A 24,978-nucleotide genomic window follows, 5' to 3' on the forward strand; every position below is an offset into this window, starting at 1 on the left:
GATGGGGTTCTTTCAGACGGTGCCGAGCAGGCCTTGGGGACGGAAGCGAATCAACAGAAGCAGTGCCACGCCGTAGATCAGCATGCGGTACTCGGCCGTCACGCGGAACAGCTCGGGCAGGCTCACGAGCGCGACCGCACCCAGCAGTGCGCCGCTGATGTTCCCGAGCCCGCCGAGGATCACCATCGTGAGCGCAAGGATCGATATCTGCGAGCCGAAGGTCTCGTGGTTGATGTACGAGTACATGTGCGCGGTGAAGGCGCCGCTCACGCCGGCCGCGAAGCCGCCGAAGCCGAAGGCCAGCGCCTTGTAGCGGTCGGGGCTCACGCCGTAGGCGCGCGCGGCCACCTCGTCTTCGCGCACGGCGCGGAAGGTGCGGCCCAGATGCGAACGCAAGAGGCGCCACTGCAGCAGGGCCAGCAGCACCAGCGCACCGAACGAGGCCCAGTAGATCGCCTCGTTCGACGACGCATCGCGTCCGAACAGCGACAGCGGCGGAATGCCCGACACGCCGATGGGCCCGCGCGTGAGGCTTTCCCAGTTGAGGATGGTGAGCGCCACGATCTCGCCGATGCCCAGCGTGGCGATCGACACGTAGTGCCCGCGCAGCCGGAAGGCCGGGAAGATCAGCGCCGTGCCGATCAGCGACGTGAGCACGCCCGCGACCACGATGCCCGTGCCCACGGGCAGGTGCAGGTCGAGCACCAGCAGCGACGAGGCGTACGCGCCGATGGCCAGCAGCCCCGCATGGCCCAGCGAGATCTGGCCGATGGTGCCGGCCACCAGCGTGAGGCTCAGGGCAAGCGCACCGTAGAGCCACGCGTTGGTGAGCGTCTGCAGCACGTAGGGCGACGGATCGAACAGCGGCAGCAGCACGGCCGCGGCGAACAGCGCGAGCAGCAGCCGCGGCGGCACGCGCCACGGCTTGCTCGGTGCGATGAAGGTGCCGGTGAGCGGCTCGGGCGGCAGCGCGCGCTGGCGGCCGAACAGGCCGTTGGGCTTCCACACCAGGATGACCAGCAGCAGCGCAAACGCAAACAGGTTGCGGTACGGCGTGCCGAGAATGGCCACGCCGTAGCTTTCGATGAGCCCCAGCAGCAGGCTGCCGACGATGGCGCCCGGCACGTTGCCCACGCCGCCGACCACGGTGGCCACCACGCCCTTGAGCGTGGCCTGGAAGCTCATCGCCGGGCTGATGTTGTTGTAGTACATGCCCACCAGCAGGCCCGAGAGCCCGCCCAGTGCGGCGGCGATGGCGAACACGGTCTGGTTCACGCGGTTCACGTCCACGCCCATCTGCTGCGCGGCGTCGCGGTCCTGCGCGGTGGCGCGCACGGCCCAGCCCAGCTTCGTGAAACGCAGGAAGCCGAACAGCACGGCCGCGCTCGCAATGCCGATGCCCGCGATCAAGAGGTCGAGCGCGCCGATGGTGCCGGTGCCGATCTGCAGGCGCCAGTCGGGCAGCTGCGTGGGCAGCGCGCGCGGGTCGGGGCTGAACACCAGCTGCACGAGGATGTCGAGCACGAAGCTGATGCCGATGGTCGCCAGCAGCGGCGCGATGCGCGCGGCGCCCTGCAATGGCCGCAGCCCCACGCGCTCGATGAGCATGCCGAGCGCGCCCGAGCCGATCACCACCAGCGCGATGGTGACCGGCAGCGGCGTGTGCAGGTAGGTGATGCTCGCCCAGCCGATGTACGCGCCCACGGTGTACACCGAGCCGTGCGCGAAGTTGATGAGGTGCGAGACGCCGAAGATCAGCGCGAGCCCGACCGCCAGCAACGCATAGATGTTGCCGATGATCAGGCCGTTGACCGTGTGGTCGAAGAAGGAGGTGAAGCTCATCTACTTGGCCGATGCCAGTGCCGCCGCCTTCCCGTCGATCTGCGCCCACTTGCCGTCCTTCACCACCAGGTTGACGCTCTTCACGCCGATCACGCGGCGCGTCTGCGCATCGAAGGTGGCCTTGCCGAAGATGACGCTGGGCACGTCCTTGATCTTGTAGAACGCGTCGCGCACGGCCTTGCGGTCGGCCTTGGGACCGGCTTCGCGCAGTGCGGCGGCGGCGTACACCACGGCGTCGTAGGCATAGGCGTTGAAGGCGTCGGGCTCCTTGCTGTACTTCGCGCGGAAGCTCTTCACGAAGGCCTGCACTTCGGTGCGCGGCTCGTCGGGATAGAAGGCGGTGTTGGTGTGGATGCCGTTCACGGCCGCGCCGCCGAGCTCGATGAACTTGGGCGAGTAGACCGAGCCCACGGCCGCGATCGGCTGCTTCAGGCCCACGCTGCGCACCTGGCCCGCGATGAGCGCGCCGTCGGGGTAGTACGAGATGAGCACCACGCCGTCGGGGTTGGCGTCGCGCACGCGCACCAGGGTCGAGCGGAAGTCTTTCTCGTCGGGCTGGTAGCCCTCGGCGATGGCCAGCTGCGCGCCGCGCTCCTGCGCGGCCTTCACGAGCACGTCCTTGCTGGTGCGGCCCCAGTCGGTGTTCAGGAAGAGCACGGCGATGCGCTTGAAGCCCAGCGTCTTCACGGCGAGGTCGGCCAGCAGCGGCTGCGCGTCGGCCTGGCTGATCGAGGGGCTCCAGATGTAGTCGCCGCCCTTGGTGAAGTCGGGGTGCGAGTTGGTGAAGCCCAGCTGCACGAGGCCCGCGCGCTGGTAGATGGGCGAGGCGGCCATCGAAGCGGGGCTGGAGAAGTCGCCGAGTTCGATGAGCACGCGCTTGTCGTTCACGAGCTTCTGCGCAATGGCGACGGACTGGCGCGGGTCGCTCTGGCTGTCCTCGAAGTTGTAGGCCAGTGGACGGCCGTGGATGCCGCCTTGTGCGTTGATGTGATCGAGCGCGAGGTCGAAGCCCGCCTTCCACTGCGCGCCGTACTGGGCGTTCTGTCCGGTGAGCGGGCCGCTCACGCCGAACCACACGGGCTCGCCGCTGGCGGGCGCGGCCCAGGCCGCGAGCGGCGCGGCCAGCAAGGCGACGGACAGTGCGACCGCATGGCGCAGGAAACGATGGCGGGTGAACAGCGGCGGCAGCATGGCGTCGGACCTCGGTGGCAGTGAAGGGATGTGCAGGGCCGCGATTCTTCGCCGCTGTCCCCGTGCCGGGAAGGAACGAAAACGGAGAGGCTTATGCGCTTTCCGAGCAAGCGAAGGGACAAGCGCCAAGCGCCGCACGGCCTCGTTTAAGCTGCGCGCCACATGAAGCGACGCCACCTCCTCCAGATGCTCGCCGGCGTGCCGGCCACCGCCCTGCTGCTCTCGGCGTGCGGCAAACGAAAGGCCTCAGCCAACGCGTTGAAGCCCGATGCCCGCGTGCTGGCGCTGGGCGACAGCCTGACCTTCGGCTACGGTGCATCGCCCGAGACGGCATGGCCCGCGAAGCTGGGCGAGCTCACGGGCTGGCAGGTCGAGAACGCGGGGGTCAACGGCGACACCTCGGCGGGTGCGCTGGAGCGCCTGCCCGCGCTGCTGTCCGCCGGCAGCTACGACGCGATCCTGATCGGCATCGGCGGCAACGACATGCTGCGCGGCGTGTCGCCCGCCAGCACGCGCGAGAACCTTGCAGCATTGATCGAGCAGGCGCGCGCGCATACGTCGCATGTGGCGGTGCTGGCCACGCCGGCGCCCGATGCGATGCGCGCGGTGGTCGGCTCGCTCAGCGACGCGCCGTTCTACGAAGAGGTCGTGGGGAAGTCGGGGCAGGCGCTGCTGGTCGCCGGTGTGTATTCGAGCGTGCTGTCGGATGCGGCCCTGCGCTCGGACCGCATCCACGCGAACGCGCAGGGCTACGCCAAGGTGGCGGAGCAACTCGCCGAGCAGCTCAAGACCGCGGGCTGGCGCTGATCAATCAGACGGCTTGCTGCTGCACCCGCAGCAGGTCGACGTAGGCACCCTGCACCAGCTGGTCTTCAGCCACGCCGAGCCGAGCCATGAGCGCATGGGCTTCGGCCACGCCGGCGTCGGCGGACTCGCCCTCTTGCAGCACCACTTCGAGCTCGAGAAATTCACCGAGCCCTTCGACGCGGTCGAGGTGCACGCGCGTGCGGCCCACGAGGAACAGGCGACGCTGCTTGCGCACGCGGCCGGCCTGGCCCCAGGCGAGCGTGAGCGATTCGCGCAGCGCGTCGGGCGTGGCGGTGGGCGTGATCAGGTAGAACGATTCCTTCGGGCCGGTGCTGTCGGCGCGGCGGTAGAAGATGAGTTCGGCGCGGTCGGGGGCGAAGGTGCGCAGCTTGAGGCGGTCGGCGCTGTGCTCGCAGCGGAAGAAGGTGTCGTCTTGCGCGATCTCGGTGGGGCCCTGGTCGGCGAGCGTTGCGACGATGGTTGCGATGCGGTCCACGCTGTCGATGCGGGCCTTGATCTCTATGTTTCTGGCCATGTCTTCTCGTTTTCTTGAGGCTGGGTTCGGGGCGCGTGCACAGGCCACTGGGTACTTCCCTCCGCGAATGTCCCCCGGGCTTCGCCCTCCTCCTTGATTTCGCTGCGGGAAGCACCCAGTGCCCTGCGCACGTGGCACGCTGTCGGTTCACGGCCGATCAACACCCGCACTGAAAACGCTCACGCCGATGCGGTGCCTTGCGCAGCGAAATCAAGGGGGAGCCCGAAGGGCGGAGGACATTCGCGGAGCAAGGTACCGCGTCGGCGGGAGCGTCGCCCTGAACAACAACTCAGCAACAGCGAATCAAGGCGCGTTGCCCTGCGGCCCCACAGGCGGTGGCGCCGCGCGCCCGCTCGAGCCCGGTGCCAGCTTGCGCCCGAAGGCCTCGCCCACGTTGCGCACGGGCCGGCTGGCTTTTTCCGACACGTTGCTCACGCCGCGCCGCGTGGCCGCATCGGCGCGGTTGACGCCGCGGCCGGCGGCGTTGGTGCCGCGCTGCACGCTGCCCACCACCTTGCCGCTGCGCGAGGGCGACTTGATCGTGTGGGCGCGTTGGGCCTGGGGCGGGTTGTCGGCGCTCTGCGCCTGCGCGGTGACGGGCAGGCAGAGCGCGGCAGCAATGGCGGCGAGCGATGCGGTGGTGATGTGGAAGGTTTTCATGGCGTCGTCCCCTGGGAGTGGTCTTCGGATTCGGCGGCGGCCGCGCGGGCCATGCGCTCGCTCTTCCAGTACACGTCGTCGCCGCCGTTCATGCGGTTGAGCACGCGTGCGAGCACGAAGAGCAGGTCGCTGAGCCGGTTGAGGTACTGGCGCGGCGCGTCGTTGAGTTCGGTGGTGGCGCCCAGCGACACCACCGCGCGCTCGGCACGCCGCGCCACGGTGCGGCACACGTGCGCGAGCGAGGCGGCGCGCGTGCCGGCGGGCAGGATGAATTCGGCCAGACGCGGCAAGGCGGCGTTGTGGTCGGCCAGTGCGTTGTCGATCTGCAGCAGCGCCTCGGGCTTGAGCAGCGTGAAACCGGGCATCGAGAGTTCACCGCCGAGGTTGAAGAGCTGGTGCTGCACATCGACCAGCAGCTCGCGCACGGGCTCTGGCAGCGGTTCGCACAGCAGCACGCCGATGTGCGAGTTGAGTTCGTCCACGTCGCCCATCGCGTGCACGCGCAGGTGGTCCTTGGGCACGCGGGTGTTGTCGCCCAGGCCGGTGGTGCCGTCGTCGCCGGTGCGGGTAGCGATCTGGGAAAGTCGGTTGCCCATGGGCGCTCCTCGGTTCAGGTCGAAAGGCCGGCGGCGTCGATCTTGCCGGCCAGCCATTGCAGTCCGGCCAGATGCTGCTGGTCGTGGCTGCACAGGTAGTGGATGAGGCTGCGCATCGTGAGCGGGCCGTAGCCCTCGAACACCGCCGTGCGCGCGAGCTGCGCGTCGCTCAGCTGCGTGATGATTTCCATCGTCTGCACGCGCGCCAGGCGGAACTCGGCGAGCACCGTCGCCGCGTCGGCCGCGCCGTAGTGGCGTTCGATGGCCAGCGGCTCGCTGTCGATCGATGCGAGCGTCGGATGGGTCTCGGCCAGCGTGCGGCGAAAGCGCACGTGGTAACCCTCGACCTCGATGTCACGCACATGGCACAGCTGCTCGATGGCGGTGAAGGCTTCGCTGGGCACGCCTTCCCACGACGGCGGCGCCCAATGCCGGAAGGCTTCGGGAATGACCGCGTAGTGGGCCTCCAGTTGCGAAGGAAAGGCCGCGAGTGCGTTGAATGTCGTGGGGTTCATGTTTTTTTCCGAAGCGCATTATGGTGCTCGCTCCTTAAAATAATCGCCGATCCCCGACCCCATTCCCCTTCAGGAGACAGCCTCGATGAACGCCCCGACCTCCACCTCGCACCTGATGCCGGCGCTTCATCTGCGCGACGTCCCCGCCAGCCTTCTCGAAGGGCTGAAGACACGTTTTGGTGACAACTGTTCCACATCGATGGCAGTGCGCACGCAGCACGGGCGCGACGAGTCGTCCTTCGATGCGCCGCCGCCTTCGGCCGTGGTGTTCGCCGAGAGCACGCAGGACGTGGCCGATGCCGTGAAGCTCGCCAGCGAGCACAGCGTGCCGGTCATTCCCTTCGGTGCAGGCTCTTCGCTCGAAGGCCACCTGCTTGCCGTGCAAGGCGGCATCAGCATCGACGTGTCGCGCATGAACAAGGTGCTGTCGATCAACGCCGACGACCTCACGGTGACGGTGCAGCCGGGCGTGACGCGCAAGCAGCTCAACGAAGAGATCAAGAGCACGGGCCTGTTCTTCCCCATCGACCCGGGCGCCGACGCCTCCATCGGCGGCATGACGGCCACGCGCGCCAGCGGCACGAACGCGGTGCGCTACGGCACGATGCGCGAGAACGTGCTGGCGCTCGAAGTGGTCACGGCCAGCGGCGACATCATCCGCACCGGCACGCGCGCCAAGAAGTCGTCGGCCGGCTACGACCTCACGCGCCTCATGGTGGGCAGCGAAGGCACGCTGGGCGTGGTGACCGAGGTCACGCTGCGCATCTACCCGCTGCCCGAGGCGGTGTCGGCGGCGATCTGCTCGTTCCCGAGCATCGAGGCCGCGGTGCGCACCACCATCGAGACGATCCAGCTGGGCGTGCCGATCGCACGCGTGGAGCTGATCGACGTGAACACGGTGCGCATGGTGAACGCCTACGCCAAGCTCAACCTGCGCGAAGAGCCGATGCTGCTGATGGAATTCCACGGCTCGCCCGCGGGCGTGAAGGAGCAGGCCGAAACGGTGCAGGAACTGGCCAGCGGCCACGGCGGCAACGCCTTCGAATGGGCCAGCACGCCGGAGGAACGCACGCGCCTGTGGACCGCGCGGCACAACAGCTATTTCGCGGCGGTGCAGTCGCGCCCGGGCTGCCGCGTGATCTCGACCGACACCTGCGTGCCGATCTCGCGCCTGGCCGATTGCCTGCTGGACTCGGTGGCCGAAGCCGATGCCAGCGGCATCCCCTACTTCCTCGTCGGCCACGTGGGCGACGGCAACTTCCACTTCGGCTACCTGCTCGACCCGAACATCCCCGAAGAGCGCGTGAAGGCCGAAGAGCTGAACCACGCGCTGGTGAGCCGCGCGCTGGCGCTCGAAGGCACCTGCACGGGCGAGCACGGCGTGGGGCTGCACAAGATGGACTTCCTGGTGACCGAAGCCGGCGTGGGCGCAATCGACATGATGCGCACGATCAAGCGCGCGCTCGATCCGAAGAACATCATGAACCCGGGCAAGATCTTCAGCCTCTGATTCATCTGCGTCACGCGCAGAAAAAAGCCCGGCGGCTCGCAAGAGCGCCGGGCTTTTTCGTGGCCCGAAGGCCAGCGTTCTGTTCTTACTTGCGGCGACGCGCCGGCGCCTGCTCCGGCGGCACGTAGGTCTGCGAAGGCGCAGCGCCACCGTCGACACCCAAGCGGCCACCGCCACCCAGGCCCTGGCCGCGCACCGTCTGCGCCTTGTAGTTACGCAGCGAGCGAACCATCTGGTTGAAGGCGTCCATGAAGGCTGCGGCAATCACCTTGCCCTGCGCGGTGTTCGTGTAGCCACCGAGGCCACCGGCGCCGCTGCGACCGGCCAGGCCGCCGAAGGCGCCGAAGTCGGTCTTGGAGGCGCTGCCTTCGGCTGCTGCAACCTGCACGCCCGAGCGGTTGTCGATGAGCGTCAACAGCGCGCTGGCTTCCTTGGTCTGCATGCTGCCGCCGACGGCCGCGATGGCACGGCCACGGCCGCCGCCCACGAGGCCGCCGAGCGCGCCGCCGATGCCGCCTGCATCGCTGTTGCTGAACACGATCTCGGGCGACAGGCCGTAGTCGGACGCCACCATCTGGCCACGGCCGAAGTTGCTGCCGCCGCGCATCTCACCCGACTGCTGCAGCGCGCGTTCACGCGTCATCGCGTTCATGCCGGCGGCACCGCGCTCGACCACGATGAAGCAGTTCGACTGCTGCACCAGCAAACGCAACAGATTTGCAGTAGGCGGCAGGCGGTACTCGCCCGTGAGGATGGTGTACCAACCGGCGTTGACGTTCTCGACCAGCGAGACGGTCCCGAGCGGCGATTCGCAGCGCTCGAGCTGGCTGCTCTCGCCCGACGTGGCACCGCCAGCGGCGCTGCCCGTGGCCATGGTCTTGGCCGACTGGCTGCCCATCTGCATGTCGGTGGTGGCGCAGCCCGTGAGCAGCAGCGCGCCGACGGCGACTGCGGCGAGTGGGAACTTGGTGGCGAAGAACGGCATGGTGGACTCCCTCGTTTCGATGGTGGTGGTCTTGCAGGGCTGAAAGAAAAACCGCGATCGAGGATACGCGCAAAGGATTGCAGGAATCAATCAAACGAACGCTGGGGTCCGTCTTCGCAACGCATGCCGAACTAGGCCGTTCGGCGGATGCGCTCGATGAGTCCGTTGAGTGCTTCGATGGAGCCGAAGTGGATCGCCAGCTCGCCGCTTTCGCCGCGCTTCGTGCGCTTCTTGATGCGCACCTCGACCTCGGCCGTCAGCAGGTCGGCCAGCTCTTCTTCCACGCGCTGCAGGTCGCGCGATTTCTCGCCGGCATTGCCACGCCGCGAGGGCGTGAGCGTGAACTCGGCCGCGAGCTTCTTCACCAGCGCCTCGGCCTCGCGCACCGACATCTTCTTGGCGGCGATCTGGTTGGCGGCGGTGATCTGCGTGCCGCGGTCGAGCGACAGCAGCGCGCGTGCGTGGCCCATGTCGATGTCGCCGGCCATCAGCATCAGCTGCGCGGGCTCGGCGAGGTTCAGCAGGCGCAGCAGGTTGCTGGCGGCACTGCGCGAACGGCCGACGGCCTGGGCCGCCATTTCGTGAGTGAGCCCAAACTCGGTCACCAGGCGTTGCAGGCCTTGGGCCTCTTCCAGCGGATTGAGGTCTTCGCGCTGGATGTTCTCGATGAGCGACATGGCCGCCGCGGCCTCGTTGGGCACGTCGCGCACCAGCACCGGCACGGTGTCCAGGCCCGCGAGCCGGGCGGCACGGAAGCGCCGCTCGCCCGCGATGATTTCGTACTCGGCGTTCTTGGCCGCGGCCGATTCGGCGTCGAGCCGGCGCACCAGGATCGGCTGCATGATGCCCTGCACCTTGATGCTCTCGGCCAGCTCGTACAGCGCGCCCTCGTCCATGCGGGTGCGCGGCTGGTAGACACCGGCCACCATCTGGTCGAGCTTCAGGGTGTTGGGGTTCTGCGGGGCACCGCCCTCTTCCGTGGCGCGGTCGCTGCCATTGCCGAGCGGATCGGCGGAGGGTGCGGCCGTCGGGCCGAGCAGCGCTTCGAGGCCGCGGCCCAGGCCCTTGGGTTTCTTGGTCGCCATCAGTGCGTGTCTTTCGAGAGGTCGTTCAGGAGTTGCCGGCCTTCGGGCCAGTCGCCCAGGCCGGATTCGGCGTTCAGGTGGCCGCCGGTGCCGGCGTCGACGAAGCGTGCGCCCCAGTCGCGGGCCAGCTGCTTCGAGCGCGAGGCTTCGCAGTACGGGTCGTCGTTGGCGGCGATGAGCACGGCCGGGAACGGCAGCGGCTGGCGCACGATGGGTGCCCAGCCGGGAATCAGTTGGCGCAGGTCGTCGCGCTCCAGGTCGCCAGGGGCCACCAGCAGCGCGCCGCGCACCTTGTGCGTGTTGCGCGAGTGGGCCGCCCAGGCGGCGGTGAGGATGCAGCCGAGGCTGTGCGCAGCCAGCACCACTTGGCCCGGCGCGGCCAGCACTTCTTCTTCGAGGCGGATCGACCAGTCGCCGCGCAGCGGGCGCATCCATTCGTGCTGGTCGACGCGGCGGTCGCCGTAGACCGACTCCCAACGGGTCTGCCAATGGCCGGGGCCGCTGTTCTGCCATCCGGGCAGCAGCAGGATGCGGGGTTCACTCATGGCTGGTTGCTACGAACTTGATAGCGCCTGCCGCCCATTGGGCGAGCATCAGACGGGGTTTTGGTCGGTATCGGCGACGGAAGCGGAAGGCGCGGCGGCCAGCACATCGTCGGGAATCGGCAGGTCGGGCACCACGCGCGGCGGGGGCGTGACCGGCGGCGCCACCGCACCGGAGGCAAAGGCGCTCGCGGGCGGCATCTTGGCGACCAGCTCTTCCGCGAAGGCGATGAAGGCCTGGCTGCCACGGGCGGCCGGGTCGAACACCACGCCCGGCAGGCCGTAGCTCGGCGCTTCGGCCAGACGCACATTGCGCGGGATCACCGTGTCGAACACCTTGTCGCCGAAGTGGGACTTGAGCTGCTCGCTCACCTGCTGCTGCAGCGTGATGCGCGGATCGAACATCACGCGCAGCAGGCCGATGATCTGCAGGTTCTTGTTGAGGTTGGCGTGCACCTGCTTGATGGTGTTGACCAGGTCCGTGAGCCCTTCGAGCGCGAAGTACTCGCACTGCATCGGCACGATCACGCCGTGGGCCGCGCACAGGCCATTGAGCGTCAGCAGGCTCAGGCTCGGCGGGCAGTCGATCAGCACGAAGTCGTACTCGGCACCGACCGCCGCCAGCGCGGTGCGCAGGCGTTTTTCGCGGCGGTCGAGCGCCACCATTTCGACTTCGGCGCCGGCCAGCTCACGGTTGGCGCCCAGCACGTCGTAGCTGGCTTCGGCCTCCACGAGCTTGTCGGACTTCACCCGTGCCTCGGCCACCGAGGCCGACTCGAGCAGCACGTCGTACACCGTGAGCTCCAGCTGGCGCTTGTCGATGCCCGAGCCCATGGTCGCGTTGCCCTGGGGGTCGAGGTCGATCATCAGCACGCGCTGGCCCACCTTGGCCAGGCCGGCGGCGAGATTGACAGTGGTGGTGGTCTTGCCGACGCCGCCCTTCTGGTTGGCGATGCAGAAAATCTTGGCCATGTGTCGTCAGTGCGGGTCGTCGGGGTCGGTCAGCGCGAGATCGCGAGCTTGATGCCGAAGGCAATCAGGAAGGTGCCGGCCAGCTTTTCGAGCGTGGCCGAGATGCGGGGATTGGCGCGGATGCGCTCGGCCAGGAAGTGCGTGAGCAGCGTCGAGGTCAGGCCGTACAGGAAGGTCAGCGCGGCGATGGTCACGGCCATGGCGCCGAAGGTGATGAGGCCCTGGTGGCGCGCCGGATCGACGAACAGCGGGAAGAAGGCCATGTAGAACACGATCGCCTTGGGGTTCAGCAAGGTGATCGTCAGCGCCTGGCGCAGGAAATGGCTCGGGCGGATGTTCAGGATCGGCGCCGCGCCGGGCTTGGCCAGGAGCATCTTGAGGCCGAGCCACGCCAGGTAGGCGGCGCCCAGCCACTGCACCGCCTTGAAGGCCGCCGGGTAGGCGGCCAGCACGGCCGACACGCCCGCCACCGCCGCCCACATCAGGACCTGGTCTCCCAGGATCACGCCGAAGGTCGCTGCCAGGCCGCCACGAATGCCGCCTTTGCTGGTCGAGGTGATCAGCGCCAGATTGCCCGGACCGGGAATCAGAAGGAACAGGACGATGGCGGCGACGAAAGCGCCGTAGTCAGCGATGCCGAACATGGGATTTGCCTCGAAAAAGAGAGCCAGGGGGAGGCTTCGAGTCTAAGGCAGGCCAGCGCCGGGAAGATTGCTCCAGCACCGGCTTTTGCCGGCGCCGTCGCATCTTTTACGAAATCAGGCGGCCTCTTTGCGCGCCCAGACGATGCAGCGCTCGGCGTCCAGGCCCGGTACCGTCAGTTGTTCCACGTGAAACACTGCGACGCCGGCCGGCAAGGCGGCCAGTTCGTCGGTCGGCATCTTGCCCTTCATGGCCAGCCAGACACCGCCCGGTGCCAGCAGGTGCACCGAGCCGTTGAAGAAATCGGGCAGCGACGCGAAGGCGCGCGAGCTGATCACCTCGTAGCTGCCCGCCAGCGATTCGACCCGCGCATGCAGGCCGCGCAGATTCGGCAGCTCCAGTTCGGCCGCCACCTGCTGCACGAAGGCGGCCTTCTTGGCGACGGCGTCGAGGCAGCTGACCTCGATGTCGGGCCGCATGATGGCGATCACCACGCCCGGCAGACCGCCGCCGGAGCCGACGTCGAGCAGCCTGCCCTTCCCTGCCCACTCGCGCTGCAGCGGTGCGACGGCCGCGAGGCTGTCGAGCAGGTGGTGCGTCATGACGCCGGCCGGGTCGCGCACCGCCGTCAGGTTGTAGACCTTGTTCCACTTGAGCATCAGCGTGCCGTAGGCCAGCAGCTGTTCGCCCTGCATATCGGACAGGGCCACGCCCAGGGCGGCTGCGCCTGCGCGCAGCGTGTCGAGGGGCGTTGCGCTCATGGTGCGGTGTGCGGCTCGGTGGCAGCAGCTTCGGTGATCGTGGCGGTATCGGCGGCATCGCGGGCGAAGGCTTTGTGCCCGCCCTTGCGCAGGTGAATCATCAGCAGCGAGATCGCGGCGGGCGTGACGCCCGAGATGCGCGATGCCAGCCCCAGCGTTTCAGGCCGGTGCTTGTCCAGCTTCTGGCGCACCTCGAAGCTCAAGGCCTTGACCTGGCCGTAGTCGAAATCGGCCGGCAGCTTCAGGTTTTCGAAGTGGGCGGCACGCTCCACTTCGTCGTGCTGGCGCTCGATGTAGCCGGAGTACTTGGCCGAGATCTCGATCTGCTCGATCTCGGATTCGCCCAGGGCCGTGCTGGCGGCGTACTTGCCGCCGTCCAGCGACATCAGGGTTGCGTAGTTCACGTCGGGCCGGCGCAGCAGGTCGGCCAGGTTGTATTCGTGCTCGATGGCCTTGCCCAGCACCCGGGCCGACTCGGTCGCCGGCAGGTTGCGCGGGTTCACCCAGATCGACTTGAGCCGCTCTGTTTCACGTGAAACAGCGTCGCGCTTGCGGCTGAAAGCGTCCCAGCGCGCGTCGTCCACGAGGCCCAGCTTGCGCCCTGCTTCGGTCAGCCGCATGTCGGCGTTGTCCTCGCGCAGCTGCAGCCGGAACTCGGCGCGGCTGGTGAACATGCGGTACGGCTCGGTCACGCCCTTGGTGATCAGATCGTCGACCAGCACGCCCAGGTAGGCCTCGTCGCGGCGCGGCAGCCAGGCGTCTTCGCCCCGGCACTGCAGTGCGGCATTGATGCCGGCGAACAGACCCTGGGCCGCCGCTTCTTCATAGCCGGTGGTGCCGTTGATCTGTCCGGCAAAGAACAGGCCGCGGATCGCACGCGTCTCGAAGCTGCTCTTGAGCTCGCGCGGATCGAAGTAGTCGTACTCGATGGCGTAGCCCGGGCGCAGGATGTGGGCGTTTTCCAGGCCGGGCATCGAGCGCACCAGCTGGTACTGGATGTCGAACGGTAGGCTGGTCGAGATCCCGTTCGGGTAGTACTCGTTGGTCGTCAGGCCTTCGGGCTCGAGAAAGATCTGGTGGCTGTCCTTGTCGGCGAAGCGGTTGATCTTGTCTTCGACGCTCGGGCAGTAGCGTGGACCCACGCCGTCGATCTTGCCGGTGAACATCGGGCTGCGGTCGAAGCCCGAGCGGATGATGTCGTGCGTGCGCTGGTTGGTGTGCGTCACCCAGCACGGCATTTGCTGCGGGTGCATCTCGACCTTGCCCATGAAGCTGAACACGGGCATCGGCCCTGCCCCACCGGGCATGCCGTCGCCGGGTTGTTCGGTGCACTTCGAAAAGTCGATGCTGCGGCCGTCCAGGCGCGGCGGCGTGCCGGTCTTGAGGCGACCCTGCGGCAGCTTGAGTTCCTTCAGGCGCGCCGACAGGCTGATGGCCGGCGGGTCGCCCGCGCGGCCAGCCTGGTAGTTGTCGAGGCCGACGTGGATGCGGCCGTCGAGGAACGTACCGGCGGTCAGCACCACGGTGCGTGCGCGGAAAGAAATGCCCACCTGCGTGACGGCGCCGACCACGCGATCGCCTTCGATCATCAGGTCGTCGACGGCTTGCTGGAACAGGCTCAGGTTCGGCTGGTTTTCCAGGCGGTGGCGGATCGCGGCCTTGTACAGCACGCGGTCGGCCTGCGCACGCGTGGCGCGCACGGCCGGGCCCTTGCTCGAGTTGAGGATGCGGAACTGGATGCCCGCCTCGTCCGTGGCAATGGCCATTGCGCCGCCGAGCGCGTCGACCTCCTTCACGAGGTGGCCCTTGCCGATGCCGCCGATCGACGGGTTGCAGCTCATCTGCCCCAGCGTCTCGATGTTGTGGGAGAGCAGCAGCGTCTTGGCGCCCATGCGTGCGGAAGCGAGCGCGGCTTCGGTGCCGGCATGGCCACCGCCGACGACGATCACATCGAATTCTTCGGGGTACAGCATTGGAAAAGGGAGCGCACCACAGGACGCGTGCGCGGCGCAAAAAAGGGCACTAATTTTAAGCGGCGATGCCCTGTCGTGCCCCCGGTGTGGACAAGCTAGAGGGCCACGCCAAAAATGGCCAGAACCCCTGTCGCCATTGTGGAGTTTGCTATGTATTTAATAGCAATCACCCCCCGTCAGGCGGGCGCTTGCGCAGGCTCCGGCACCGGATCGGGTTTTTCGATGCCCCGCAACTCGCCGCTGGGCGCCGGCGTGCGCGGCGGCACCGCGCGTTCGTCCTGCAGCTCCTGCACCGTGAGCTTCTTGTCGGTCATGCGCACCGCGCCGAAGATCGTGGAGAAGGCAACGTCCTTCGCGTCGCGCCCCGTGCCCACGCGCACCAGCCGGTCGACGGGCGCCATGCGCGTCGGATCGAACAGCACCCACTGCCCGCCGAGCCAGGCCTCGAACACGGCGTGGAAGTCCTGCGGCGGCTCGTCGAACCACACGTAGCCCACCACCAGCCGAGCCGGGATGTTGAGCGCGCGGCAGAAGGTGATGCCCAGGTGCGCGAAGTCGCGGCACACGCCCGCGCGCTGCACGAACACTTCGCGCGCCGTGGTGGTCGAGTCGCTGCTGCCCGGCACGTAGACGATGCTGTCGTGGATCCAGTCGGCAATCGCCTGCACGCGGCCGATGCCCGGCGGCAGGTCGCCGAAGAGCTGCTGTGCGCAGCGCGCCAGCAGGTCCGACTCGCAATAGCGCGTGGGCAGCAGGTCGCCCAGCACCGCATCGGGCAGCTGGCTCACCGGCACCTCGGGCAAGGTGGCCGGCACATGCACCACCGGGCGCCGCACCGTCGCGCGGTAGGCGATGGTCAGCGGCCCGGGCACCGCGTCGAAACGCACGAAGCGGTTGCCACTGTCGGCCTCGCAGCCCACCCGCAGCCGCGCGGGCGGCGCGATGGTCAGCGTCTCGGCCAGCACCGCCTGCGCGCCCGTGCGCGCGGCCTCGATGTTCAGCCGCAGATGCGCCGGGGCGTCGACCTCGTAGGTCAGGCGCAGGTCGATGTGCGACAGGTGCATGGCATGCGGCAAGGCGGTCAATCGAGCGCCTTCTTCACCGCGCCCACACCAAGTGCGGCCAGCACCACGAACAGCACCGCCAGCACGAGGAACAGGCCGAACAGCAGCTTGGCGATGCCTGCCGCACCGGCCGCCACGCCGCCGAAGCCCAGCAGACCCGCCACGAGCGAGATGACCGCAAAAATGATCGCGTACTTGAGCATGGTGAACCACTCCTTTGTTGCTTTGCAGCGGGCATGTGCCGCCGTGTCCGGACTGTAGGAAGCCCCGACCAGCCGCCCGATAGTCGGCGCGCGCAAGCCGCCGTAGGACAAAAACGCGATGCGGCCAAACCCGCTAGCATCCCCTGCGGTCACACAGATCTTTTCCTTCTATCCATTGGAGTGTTTTCGAATGAAGCTGTACTACTCGCCCGGCGCCTGCTCGCTCTCCCCGCACATCGCGCTGCACGAAGCGGGCATCGCCTTCGAGCCCGTGCTGGCCAGCACCAAGAGCCACAAGCTGCAGGACGGCACCGACTACTACGGCATCAACCCGCTGGGCTACGTGCCGATGCTCGAGCTCGACGACGGCACCCGCCTGCGCGAAGGCCCGGCCATCGTCCAGTACATCGCCGACCTCGCCCCCACCAAGAACCTCGCGCCCGCCAACGGCACGATGCCGCGCTACCGCCTGCAGGAATGGCTGACCTTCATCGGCACCGAGATGCACAAGGGCTTCAGCCCGCTGTTCAACCCGGCCATGCCCGAGGAAGCCAAGACCATCTCCAAGGACAAGCTCAAGGCCCGCTTCGAATGGCTCGACAGCGAACTCGCCAACAAGCAGTACCTGATGGGCGAGCATTTCAGCGTGGCCGACGGCTACCTGTTCACCGTGACCAACTGGTCCAAGCCCACGGGCCTGGACATCTCGGGCTTCCCCAACGTGCTGGCCTGGCATGCCCGCGTGGCCGCCCGCCCCGCCGTTCAGGAAGCAATGAAGGCCGAAGGCCTGCTGAAGTAAGCCGAAGCCCACCGATCCGGGGGAAAACCCGGATCGATTCAGCCAGAAGCCGCCTTGCGCGGCTTTTCTTTCGCCTCATAAACTCTATAAATAGAACTTTAGAGATTGAGGCCGATGTCTTCTCCTTCCCCCCCCCAGGACGAACCGTGTGCACGCGGCCCGCTCACCGGCGTGCGCGTCGTCGACGTCACCACCATCTTCATGGGCCCTTCGGCCACGCAGATGCTCGGCGACCTCGGTGCCGACGTGATCAAGGTCGAAGCTCCCGAAGGCGACGTGGTGCGCGGCATCGGCGCCCAGGGCCAGCAGAAGATGGGGCCGCTGTTCCTGGGCATGAACCGCAACAAGCGCAGCATCGCGCTCGACCTGAAGTCGCCCGAAGGCCGCGCCGCGCTGCTCGACCTCGTGCGTGACGCCGACGTGCTCACCTACAACGTGCGCCCGCAGGCCATGGAGCGCCTGGGCCTGGGCTACGACGCGCTCGCCGCCCTCAACCCGCGCCTGCTCTACGTCGGCATGTTCGGCTTCTCGCAGCGCGGACGCCATGCCGCGAGCGCGGCCTTCGACGACCTCATCCAGGCCGCCTGCGCCCTGCCCCAGGCCATGGCCATGGGCAGCCCCGACGGCACGCCGCGCTACCTGCCCATCACCATCGCCGACCGCAGCGTGGGCCTGTATGCCTTCGGCGTGATCAGCGCCGCGCTCTACGGCCGCGAACGCACCGGCCGCGGCCAGCGCATCGACGTGCCGATGTTCGAGACCATGGTGCCGCAGGTGCTCGGCGACCACCTCTACAACCAGACCTTCGTGCCGCCGCAGGGCGACTTCGGCTACCCGCGCCTGCTCTCGCCCGAACGCCGGCCCTACCCGACGCGCGACGGCCATGTCTGCTGCCTCATCTACACCGACCCGCAGTGGCGCGCCTTCCTCGCGGCCATCGGCCAGCCCGCGCTGTTCGACAGCGACCCGCGCTTTGCCGACATCCGCGCGCGCACGCGGCACATCGACGCGCTCTACGCGATGGTCGGCGAGGCGCTGGCCACGCGCACCACCGCCGAGTGCCAGGCCCTGCTCGCGGGCACCGACATCCCGGTGTTCCCGATGCACACCTTCGACACGCTGCTCACCGACGCGCACCTGCAGGACATCGGCTTCTTCAGCGAGATGGACCACCCCGACGTCGGCCGCATTCGCCAGATGGCCGTGCCCAGCGAATGGTCCGGCACGCCGCCCGGCCCCGCCACGCCGCCGCCGCGCCTGGGCCAGCACAGCCGCGAGGTGCTGCGCGAAGCGGGCTACGACGACGCGCGCATCGACACCCTCATTCACAACCGCGCCGTGCGCACATCCTGATGACCACCACCACCACTTCTTCTTCCTTCGTCGCCTGCGACATCGACGGCCACGTCGCCACCCTCGCGCTCGACCGGCCCGAACGCCGCAACGCCTTCGACCTCGAAATGCGCGCGCAGATGTTCGATGCGATCCGCCATGCCGTCGAAGACCCACAGGTTCGCGCCATCGTCCTCACCGGACGCGGCGGCCACTTCTGCGCGGGCGGCGACGTCAAGGGCATGCGCGAGATCGAGCGCCTCGAAGCTGCCGCAGGCCGACTGCGCATGAAGGACGCACAGGCCGGCATGCGCCTGCTGATGCACAGCGACAAGCCCGTCATCGCGGCCGTCGAGGGCTGCGCCTACGGCGGCGGCTTCGGCCTTGCGCTCACGGCCGACATCGTGCTGGCCGCGCCCAGCGCGCGCTTTTGCATGTCGTTCATGAAGGTCGGCCTCGTGCCCGACTGCGGCGCGCTCTTCACGCTCGCACGCAGCGTGGGCCTGAACCGCGCCAAGGCGCTGATGCTGTCGGCGCGCGAGCTCGACGCACAGACTGCGATGGACTGGGGCATCGTCCATGAAGTCATCGCCGCCGATGCGCTGCTGCCGCACGCACAGGCCCTCGCCGCCGCGTTGGCGAACGGCCCCGCCACCGCCATTGCCCTCACCAAGCAGGGCCTGCAGCGCACCTTCGACAGCGACATGGACGCGATGTTCGAGTTCGAAGCCATGGCGCAGGGCCTGGCCTTCGCGACCGACGACCACCGCCAGGCCATCGACGATTTCACGCAGCGCCGGCCGGCGCGCTTCCAGTGGCCCGCCTCGCCTTCCTCTTCTTCCACTTCACCCGTCTGACCCAAGGACCCACCGCATGACCGACCACGCCCCGTCCACCACCGAACTGCGCGAGGAAATGCGCGGGTCCGTGATGTGGCTCACCATCGACCGCGAAGCACGCCGCAACGCCATCAGCGCGGACGTGCTCGCGGGCCTGTCCGACGCGCTGGCGCGCGCCAACCGCAACACCGACGTGCGCGCCGTCGTCATCACCGGTGCGGGCACGCGCGCCTTCTGCGCGGGGGCCGACCTGCAAAGCGGCAGCGCGTTCAAGTTCGATTACTCGCAGCCCTACCAGGGCTTCGCCAACCTGTTCCGCCAGGCGAAGCAATCGACCGTGCCGCTCATCGCGCGCGTCAACGGCGCGTGCATGGCCGGCGGCATGGGGCTCATGGGCATGTGCGACATGGCCGTGGCCAGCAGCCAGGCCGTGTTCGGCCTGCCCGAGGTGAAGGTCGGCCTCTTTCCCGCGCAGGTGCTCAGCGTGCTCGGCGACCTGCTGCCGCGCCGCGTGCTGTCCGAGATGTGCATCACCGGCGAACCCATCACCGCCGCCCAGGCGCTCGAACACGGCCTCGTCAACCGCGTGAGCGATGACGTCGACGAGAGCGTCGACTGGCTGCTCGGGCGCATGCTCGACAAGTCGCCCGCCGCCATCCGCCGCGGCCTGTACACCATGAAGAAGATCGAGGCCATGGCCTTCGAGGAATCGATGGCCTTCACCGAAAGCCAGATCGCCCTCTTCGCCCTCACCGAAGACGCCGCGGAAGGCCAGCTCGCCTTCCGCGAAAAACGCAAACCGCAATGGAGTGGCCGATGAACAGCAGCACAAAGAACAGCAAGGACCGCGTCGTCCGCATCGGCGGCGCCTCCGGCTTCTGGGGCGACAGCAGCGTGGGCGCGCCGCAGCTCGTGGCCAGCGGACAGATCGACTACCTGGTGTTCGACTACCTGGCCGAACTCACCATGTCGATCCTTGCCGGCGCGCGGCTCAAGAAACCCGAACTGGGCTACGCCACCGACTTCGTCTCGGTCGCCATGAAGGCCGTGCTCAAGGACGTGGTGGCGCAAGGCATCCGTGTCGTGAGCAATGCCGGCGGCGTCAACCCGCAAGGCTGCGCCGATGCACTGGCCGCGCTCGCCGCGGAGCAGGGCATTGCGCTGAAGATCGCGGTGGTGAACGGCGACGACGTGTCGCCGCTGCTGCCCGAGCTGCGCGCATCGCAACCGCCCTTGCGCGAACTGCAAAGCGGCGCGGCCCTGCCCGAACGCGTGCTCACCGCGAACGCCTACCTCGGCGCCAGGCCCGTGCAGGCGGCGCTCGATGCGGGCGCGCAGGTGGTCATCACCGGCCGCTGCGTCGACTCGGCCGTCACGCTCGGCGTGCTGATGCACGAATTCAAATGGCAGCCCGGCGACCACGACCTGCTGGCGGCCGGCAGCCTCGCGGGCCACATCATCGAATGCGGCTGCCAGGCCACGGGCGGCCTGCACACCGACTGGGACACCGTGCCCGACTGGCCCCACATCGGCTACCCCATCGTCGAGTGCAGCGCCGACGGCAGCTTCGTCGTCACCAAGCCCGCCGGCACCGGCGGCAAGCTCACGCCCGCGGTGGTCGGCGAGCAGATGCTCTACGAGATCGGCGACCCCGCAAGCTACCTGCTGCCCGACGTGGTGGCCGACTTCACGCAGGTGCGCATCGAACAGGCCGGCGAACATCGCGTGGCCGTGCACGGCGCGCGCGGGCGCGCACCGACCGCCACCTACAAGGTCTGCGCCACTTACGTCGAAGGCTTCAAGACGGCGGCGCAACTCACCCTCGTGGGCTTCGATGCGGTGGCCAAGGCGCGGCGCACCGGCGAGGCGATCCTCACGCGCACCGGCGAGCTGATCGCGGCGGCCGGCTTCGGGCCCTACAGCGGCACGCAACTCGAAGTGCTGGGCGCCGAGTCCTGCTACGGGCCGCACGCCCAGGCCACGCACACGCGCGAAGCCATCCTGCGGCTCGCAGTGACGCACCCGCGCAAGGAGGCCCTGGAGCTGTTCGCACGCGAGGTCGCGCCGGCGGGCACCTCGTGGGCGCCGGGCACCACGGGCTCGGGCGGCGGACGCGCGTCGGTCTCGCCGTCGATCCGGCAGTACGCGTTCCTGCTCGACAAGGCGCGCGTGCAGCCGCGCGTCACGGTCGATGGCGCGCCGGTCGAGGTACCGCCCGCGCTGGCGGGCGATGGCGCACCCCGCGCGGCCCTCGCATCCGCAGCCACGGTGGCCGATGTCGACACCGCCGACAGCATCGAAGTGCCACTGATCCGCCTGGCCTGGGCCCGCAGCGGCGACAAGGGCGACACCTCCAACATCGGCATCATCGCGCGCCACCCCGCGCTGCTGCCGCTGCTGCGTGCGCAGCTCACCGAGGCCCGCGTGGCCGCGTGGCTCGCGCACCTGGTGAAGGGCCGCGTCACGCGCTACGACGTGCCCGGCATCGACGCCTTCAACTTCGTCTGCGAGCAGGCGCTCGGCGGCGGCGGCATGGCCTCGCTGCGCAACGACCCGCTGGGCAAGGGCATGGGACAGATCCTGCTCGCGATGCCGGTGCGCGCGAGCACCGCCCTGCTGGCGCTGCTGCCATGAACGCCGCGCGCATCCAGCGGCGCAGGCTGGTGCTGGGCAGCTGCGGCGCCGCAGTGCTCGGCGCGCCGCTGCATGCGCTGGCGCAGCCGGCCTGGCCGTCGCGACCGATCCGCCTCATCGTCTCCTTCAGCACCGGCAGTGGCAACGACACCATCGCGCGCGAGCTCGCGGTCGCAATGACGCAAAGCCTCGGCCAGAGCGTGGTGGTGGAAAACCGGGGCGGCGGTGGTGGCGTGATCGGCACCGAAGCCGTCGCCAAGGCCCCACCCGACGGCTACACCATCGGCCTGGGCACCAGCTCGCAGCTGGTGATGAACGTGGGCCTGTACCGCTCGCTGCCCTTCGACGTCGAGAAAGACCTGCAGGCCGTCGGCTTGGTCTCGCGCACACCGCTGGTGCTCGTGGCCAGCGCGGACATGCCGGGCACGCTGAAGGACCTCATCGCACTGGCGAAGGCCAAGCCGGGCCAGGTCAGCTACGGCTCCGGCGGCCCGGGCTCCATCAGCCACGTCGTCGGCGAAGCCTTCGCCAAGGCCGCCGGCGTGCAGCTGCTGCACGTGCCCTACAAGGGCAACGGCGCCGCGCTGGTCGACCTCTCGGGCGGCCACGTGAAGCTGCTGTTCGACGGGCTGATCTCCACCGCACCGCTGGCGAAGCAGGGCAAGCTGAAGATGCTCGCAATCTCAGGCGACAGGCGCAGCCCGATGGCGCCCACGCTGCCGACCTTCGCCGAGCAGGGCCTGCGCGACTACGAGGCCTACACCTGGAACGAACTGATGGCGCCCGCCGGCACGCCGCCCGAGGTGCTCGCCAAACTCAATGCCGCGCTCAACCAGGCGCTGGCACTGCCGGCCGTGCAGGCGCGGCTCGCGCAGGGGGCTTCCGACCCGTTGGGGCCGACCACGCCCGCGCAGGCCGAGGCCTACGGGCGGGCCGAGCGCGCGCGATGGGTACCATTCATCCGCTCGCTGCGCATCGACAATCCCTGAGGCGCAGTCCCGCCACGACACGTCACGCCGCCCAGCGCACCGCCCCCGACATGAACCTTCCCGCCGCGTCCCCTCTTCCTTCGCCCCTGGGCGGCGAGCACGGCGCGGGCGTCACGCAGTACCTGCAGCTGGCCAGCGTGCTGCGCCACCGCATCGCCCACGGCGAACTGCAGGCCGGCCAGCAGCTGCCCACCGTGGCGCAGCTCGCGGCCGACTACAAGCTCGCGCGCGTCACCGTGCGGCAGGCCTACGGCGTGCTCGCGCGCGAAGGCCTGCTCACCAGCCAGCGCGGCCGCGGCACCTTCGTCGCCGCCCGGCCCGCTGCGTGCGCGGACCCGCTGCTGCGCAACGCCATCAACGACCCGCGGGCACGCAACATCCGCTTCGACATCCTCGAGCAGCGCCGCCAACAGCCGCTGCCCGAAGGGCTGGCACGCGGCAGCGCCACCTTCCCGGACTACGCCTTCATCCGCAAGATCCACGTGCACGACGACGAGCCCTTCTGCCTCGTCGAGATCCATGTGGCGTCGGAGATCCACGCGCTCTTTCCCCCCGACACCGAACAGCACCACAAGATCGCCCACCTGCTCGAGCAGCACGCCGCCGAGCGCATGCACAAGGTGCAGCAGACGCTCACCGTGGCGCCGGCCGACCTGCTGCTCGCGCAGTACCTGCACTGCTCCTTCGCCACCCCCATCGCGCACATGGAGCGGCGCGTGTTCGACACCCAGGGCCGCATCGCGCTCGCGGGACGCTTCTGGTACCGGGGCGACCGCTTCGTGTCCGACATCGAGATGCCCTTCGCCGTCTGGGCCAACGCCGGGGCGTCGCTGATCCCCGAGGCCCTGGCGCTGCCCTGAGCTGTTGTCGTCCCTAGCACCAATCGGGACAACCGTGCGACAGCAGGGTTGAGGCGGGCGGCTTAGCCTTGCGCCTGTTTCAACTCTGCCCCCTCAATCCACGATGTCCACCCTTTTCGACCCCGTCCAGGCCGGCGACCTGCAGCTCGCCAACCGCATCGTGATGGCGCCGCTCACGCGCAACCGCTCGCCCAACGCGATCCCGCCCGACATCGCCGCCACCTACTACGCCCAGCGCGCCAGCGCCGGCCTGCTCATCACCGAAGCCACCGCCATCAGCCACCAGGGCCAGGGCTACGCCGACGTGCCCGGCCTCTACGGCACCGAACAGCTCGACGCCTGGAAGCGCGTGACCGACGCCGTGCACGCCGAGGGCGGCAAGATCGTCGTGCAGCTGTGGCACGTGGGCCGCGTCTCGCACACCGAACTGCAACCCGGTGGCGGCAAGCCCGTCGCGCCCTCGGCCATCACCGCCAAGACCAAGACCGTGCTCATCAAGGACGGCGTGCCCACCTTCGTCGAAACCTCGGAGCCGCGCGCGCTCGACGCGGCCGAGCTGCCCGGCATCGTCCACGCCTATGCCGCGGCCGCACGCAACGCCGTCGAAACCGCGGGCTTCGACGGCGTCGAACTGCACGGCGCCAACGGCTACCTGCTCGACCAGTTCCTCAAGGACGGCAGCAACAAGCGCACCGACGACTACGGCGGTTCCATCAAGAACCGCGCGCGCCTGCTGCTCGAGTCCACGCGCGCCGTGGTCGACGCCGTCGGCGGCGGCAAGACCGGCATCCGCCTGTCGCCCGTCACGCCCGCCAACGACGTGCACGACAGCGACCCTCAGCCGCTGTTCACCTACGTCGTGCAGCAGCTCGCACCGCTGAACCTGGCCTACATCCACATCATCGAAGGCGCCACCGGCGGCCCGCGCGAAATCGCCGACCGCCCCTTCGACTACGAAGCCCTCAAGGCCGCCTACCGCGCCGCCGGCGGCAAGGCCGCCTGGATGGTCAACAACGGCTACGACCGCCCCCTGGCCGAAGAAGCCGTGAAGGAAGGCGACGACCTCGTGGCCTTCGGCAAGCCCTTCATCTCGAACCCCGACCTGGTGCGCCGCCTGCGTGAGCACGCGCCGCTGAACGAGCTGGACAAGGCGACGATGTATGGGGGTGGGGTGAAGGGGTATACGGACTATCCGGCGTTGGGCTGAGCCGGCCTTCCAAGCGTCAACTTCTTCGCGCTTGCTCCGCCCTTTTTCGCGGGCAGCGCGTGAGGTGACGATTGTTCGCAGTGTGCGCCGCGCAGTCCCTGCAGACTGCGCCGACCTCTCCTCCTTCTCTCAAGGAAGTCGTCGATGCCGCGCACGCTGTCTGTTTCTTCTGCTGCGATCCCTGTTGTTCTTGGTCAGGCTGCACTGGTGCCCGTGCGGCTGTCAGGGCATGAGGGGGTCAACAGCCTCTTTGCCTACGAGCTCTTTCTCAAGTCCCCGGATGCGCTGGCTCTGTCCGGTGTCTCTATCGCTGCCGACTTCGACCTCGATGGGTTCATCGGCCGCGAGATCAGCTGCGAGATCGAACTCGATGGTTCTGCCCCTCGCCAGATCAACGCCCTGATCACCGGCGCGGCCCTGTGGGGCGAAGAAGGC

Annotated in this window: 25 protein-coding genes and 1 pseudogene; 11 read left to right on the forward strand and 15 right to left on the reverse strand. The window is 68.6% G+C overall.

The window, feature by feature from the left end:
* Positions 1–12: 12 nt before the first annotated feature.
* Together AC3WQM_RS27830 and AC3WQM_RS27835 are read right to left on the reverse strand one after the other, a co-directional pair.
* Positions 13–1,842 (reverse strand): ABC transporter permease, encoded by a 1,830-nt coding sequence (locus AC3WQM_RS27830; RefSeq protein WP_070061430.1) that lies wholly within the window; start codon positions 1,840–1,842, stop codon positions 13–15.
* A complete protein-coding gene (locus AC3WQM_RS27835; RefSeq protein ID WP_492683253.1) occupies positions 1,843–3,033 on the reverse strand; it encodes an ABC transporter substrate-binding protein in 1,191 nt (396 codons plus the stop codon).
* A gap of 162 nt (positions 3,034–3,195) precedes the next feature.
* Between AC3WQM_RS27835 and AC3WQM_RS27840 the strand changes: the two genes are divergently transcribed.
* Positions 3,196–3,840, forward strand: coding sequence for a GDSL-type esterase/lipase family protein (locus AC3WQM_RS27840; RefSeq protein ID WP_492683254.1), 645 nt, complete (start codon positions 3,196–3,198; stop codon positions 3,838–3,840).
* Between the two features lie 4 nt (positions 3,841–3,844).
* Here AC3WQM_RS27840 and AC3WQM_RS27845 read toward each other — a convergent pair whose 3' ends face one another.
* The 4 genes from AC3WQM_RS27845 to AC3WQM_RS27860 form a co-directional block, all read right to left on the reverse strand.
* A complete protein-coding gene (locus AC3WQM_RS27845) occupies positions 3,845–4,375 on the reverse strand; it encodes a class IV adenylate cyclase (RefSeq protein ID WP_492683255.1) in 531 nt (176 codons plus the stop codon).
* Positions 4,376–4,678: 303 nt separating this feature from the next.
* Positions 4,679–5,035 carry a hypothetical protein gene (locus AC3WQM_RS27850; RefSeq protein ID WP_492683256.1) on the reverse strand — a complete coding sequence of 119 codons (357 nt, stop codon included), beginning with the start codon at positions 5,033–5,035 and terminating at the stop codon, positions 4,679–4,681.
* Positions 5,032–5,631: a cob(I)yrinic acid a,c-diamide adenosyltransferase gene (locus AC3WQM_RS27855; RefSeq protein ID WP_062473752.1), complete on the reverse strand. Its 600-nt coding sequence runs from the start codon at positions 5,629–5,631 to the stop codon at positions 5,032–5,034. The genes AC3WQM_RS27850 and AC3WQM_RS27855 overlap by 4 nt, the downstream gene beginning before the upstream one ends.
* A gap of 14 nt (positions 5,632–5,645) precedes the next feature.
* A complete protein-coding gene (locus AC3WQM_RS27860) occupies positions 5,646–6,146 on the reverse strand; it encodes a DinB family protein (RefSeq protein ID WP_492683257.1) in 501 nt (166 codons plus the stop codon).
* Between the two features lie 85 nt (positions 6,147–6,231).
* On the opposite strand from AC3WQM_RS27860, the gene AC3WQM_RS27865 reads away from it, so the two are divergent.
* A complete protein-coding gene (locus tag AC3WQM_RS27865) occupies positions 6,232–7,656 on the forward strand; it encodes an FAD-binding oxidoreductase (protein ID WP_492683258.1) in 1,425 nt (474 codons plus the stop codon).
* 85 nt (positions 7,657–7,741) lie between these two features.
* Here AC3WQM_RS27865 and AC3WQM_RS27870 read toward each other — a convergent pair whose 3' ends face one another.
* From AC3WQM_RS27870 to AC3WQM_RS27910, 9 genes are all read right to left on the reverse strand, one after another.
* Complete coding sequence (locus AC3WQM_RS27870; protein WP_492683259.1) at positions 7,742–8,641, reverse strand: CsgG/HfaB family protein; 900 nt, start codon at positions 8,639–8,641, stop codon at positions 7,742–7,744.
* Between the two features lie 131 nt (positions 8,642–8,772).
* A complete protein-coding gene (locus AC3WQM_RS27875; RefSeq protein ID WP_095743042.1) occupies positions 8,773–9,726 on the reverse strand; it encodes a ParB/RepB/Spo0J family partition protein in 954 nt (317 codons plus the stop codon).
* Entirely contained in the window at positions 9,726–10,271 is a 546-nt protein-coding gene (locus tag AC3WQM_RS27880; protein ID WP_492683260.1) for an RBBP9/YdeN family alpha/beta hydrolase, read from the reverse strand. The genes AC3WQM_RS27875 and AC3WQM_RS27880 overlap by 1 nt, the downstream gene beginning before the upstream one ends.
* 48 nt (positions 10,272–10,319) lie before the next feature.
* Positions 10,320–11,240 (reverse strand): ParA family protein, encoded by a 921-nt coding sequence (locus tag AC3WQM_RS27885; protein ID WP_095743040.1) that lies wholly within the window; start codon positions 11,238–11,240, stop codon positions 10,320–10,322.
* A 29-nt stretch (positions 11,241–11,269) separates the two neighbouring features.
* Entirely contained in the window at positions 11,270–11,884 is a 615-nt protein-coding gene (locus AC3WQM_RS27890; RefSeq protein ID WP_099794289.1) for a LysE family transporter, read from the reverse strand.
* A gap of 114 nt (positions 11,885–11,998) precedes the next feature.
* A complete protein-coding gene (gene rsmG, locus AC3WQM_RS27895; RefSeq protein WP_492683261.1) occupies positions 11,999–12,643 on the reverse strand; it encodes a 16S rRNA (guanine(527)-N(7))-methyltransferase RsmG in 645 nt (214 codons plus the stop codon).
* Positions 12,640–14,616: a tRNA uridine-5-carboxymethylaminomethyl(34) synthesis enzyme MnmG gene (mnmG, locus tag AC3WQM_RS27900; protein WP_492683262.1), complete on the reverse strand. Its 1,977-nt coding sequence runs from the start codon at positions 14,614–14,616 to the stop codon at positions 12,640–12,642. The genes rsmG and mnmG overlap by 4 nt, the downstream gene beginning before the upstream one ends.
* Before the next feature lie 176 nt (positions 14,617–14,792).
* Positions 14,793–15,701 carry a transglutaminase-like domain-containing protein gene (locus AC3WQM_RS27905; RefSeq protein WP_492683263.1) on the reverse strand — a complete coding sequence of 303 codons (909 nt, stop codon included), beginning with the start codon at positions 15,699–15,701 and terminating at the stop codon, positions 14,793–14,795.
* The gene (locus tag AC3WQM_RS27910; protein ID WP_013538518.1) at positions 15,698–15,883 is read right to left on the reverse strand and encodes a DUF1328 family protein; all 186 of its coding nucleotides are present in this window, start codon (positions 15,881–15,883) and stop codon (positions 15,698–15,700) included. The genes AC3WQM_RS27905 and AC3WQM_RS27910 overlap by 4 nt, the downstream gene beginning before the upstream one ends.
* A gap of 190 nt (positions 15,884–16,073) precedes the next feature.
* Here AC3WQM_RS27910 and gstA point away from each other — a divergent pair, with 190 nt between their 5' ends.
* The 9 genes and pseudogenes from gstA to AC3WQM_RS27955 all read left to right on the forward strand — a co-directional run.
* Positions 16,074–16,682 carry a glutathione transferase GstA gene (gstA, locus tag AC3WQM_RS27915; protein ID WP_492683264.1) on the forward strand — a complete coding sequence of 203 codons (609 nt, stop codon included), beginning with the start codon at positions 16,074–16,076 and terminating at the stop codon, positions 16,680–16,682.
* Between the two features lie 114 nt (positions 16,683–16,796).
* Positions 16,797–18,035 (forward strand): CaiB/BaiF CoA transferase family protein, encoded by a 1,239-nt coding sequence (locus AC3WQM_RS27920; protein ID WP_492683265.1) that lies wholly within the window; start codon positions 16,797–16,799, stop codon positions 18,033–18,035.
* Positions 18,035–18,871 carry an enoyl-CoA hydratase/isomerase family protein gene (locus AC3WQM_RS27925; RefSeq protein ID WP_492683266.1) on the forward strand — a complete coding sequence of 279 codons (837 nt, stop codon included), beginning with the start codon at positions 18,035–18,037 and terminating at the stop codon, positions 18,869–18,871. The genes AC3WQM_RS27920 and AC3WQM_RS27925 overlap by 1 nt, the downstream gene beginning before the upstream one ends.
* A 16-nt stretch (positions 18,872–18,887) precedes the next feature.
* Positions 18,888–19,673 carry an enoyl-CoA hydratase/isomerase family protein gene (locus AC3WQM_RS27930; RefSeq protein WP_492683267.1) on the forward strand — a complete coding sequence of 262 codons (786 nt, stop codon included), beginning with the start codon at positions 18,888–18,890 and terminating at the stop codon, positions 19,671–19,673.
* Entirely contained in the window at positions 19,670–21,487 is a 1,818-nt protein-coding gene (locus AC3WQM_RS27935) for an acyclic terpene utilization AtuA family protein (protein ID WP_492683268.1), read from the forward strand. Before AC3WQM_RS27930 ends, AC3WQM_RS27935 begins: the two co-directional genes overlap by 4 nt.
* Entirely contained in the window at positions 21,484–22,476 is a 993-nt protein-coding gene (locus AC3WQM_RS27940) for a Bug family tripartite tricarboxylate transporter substrate binding protein (RefSeq protein ID WP_492683269.1), read from the forward strand. Before AC3WQM_RS27935 ends, AC3WQM_RS27940 begins: the two co-directional genes overlap by 4 nt.
* 50 nt (positions 22,477–22,526) lie before the next feature.
* On the forward strand, positions 22,527–23,336 hold the full coding sequence (locus AC3WQM_RS27945; RefSeq protein ID WP_492683271.1) for a GntR family transcriptional regulator: 810 nt from the start codon (positions 22,527–22,529) through the stop codon (positions 23,334–23,336).
* Positions 23,337–23,439: 103 nt separating this feature from the next.
* Positions 23,440–24,543: an alkene reductase gene (locus tag AC3WQM_RS27950; protein ID WP_307696841.1), complete on the forward strand. Its 1,104-nt coding sequence runs from the start codon at positions 23,440–23,442 to the stop codon at positions 24,541–24,543.
* A 144-nt stretch (positions 24,544–24,687) separates the two neighbouring features.
* Positions 24,688–24,978, forward strand: a pseudogene (locus AC3WQM_RS27955) (type VI secretion system Vgr family protein); the annotation flags it as partial.

Source organism: Variovorax sp. FW301-JW7 (assembly GCF_058788795.1).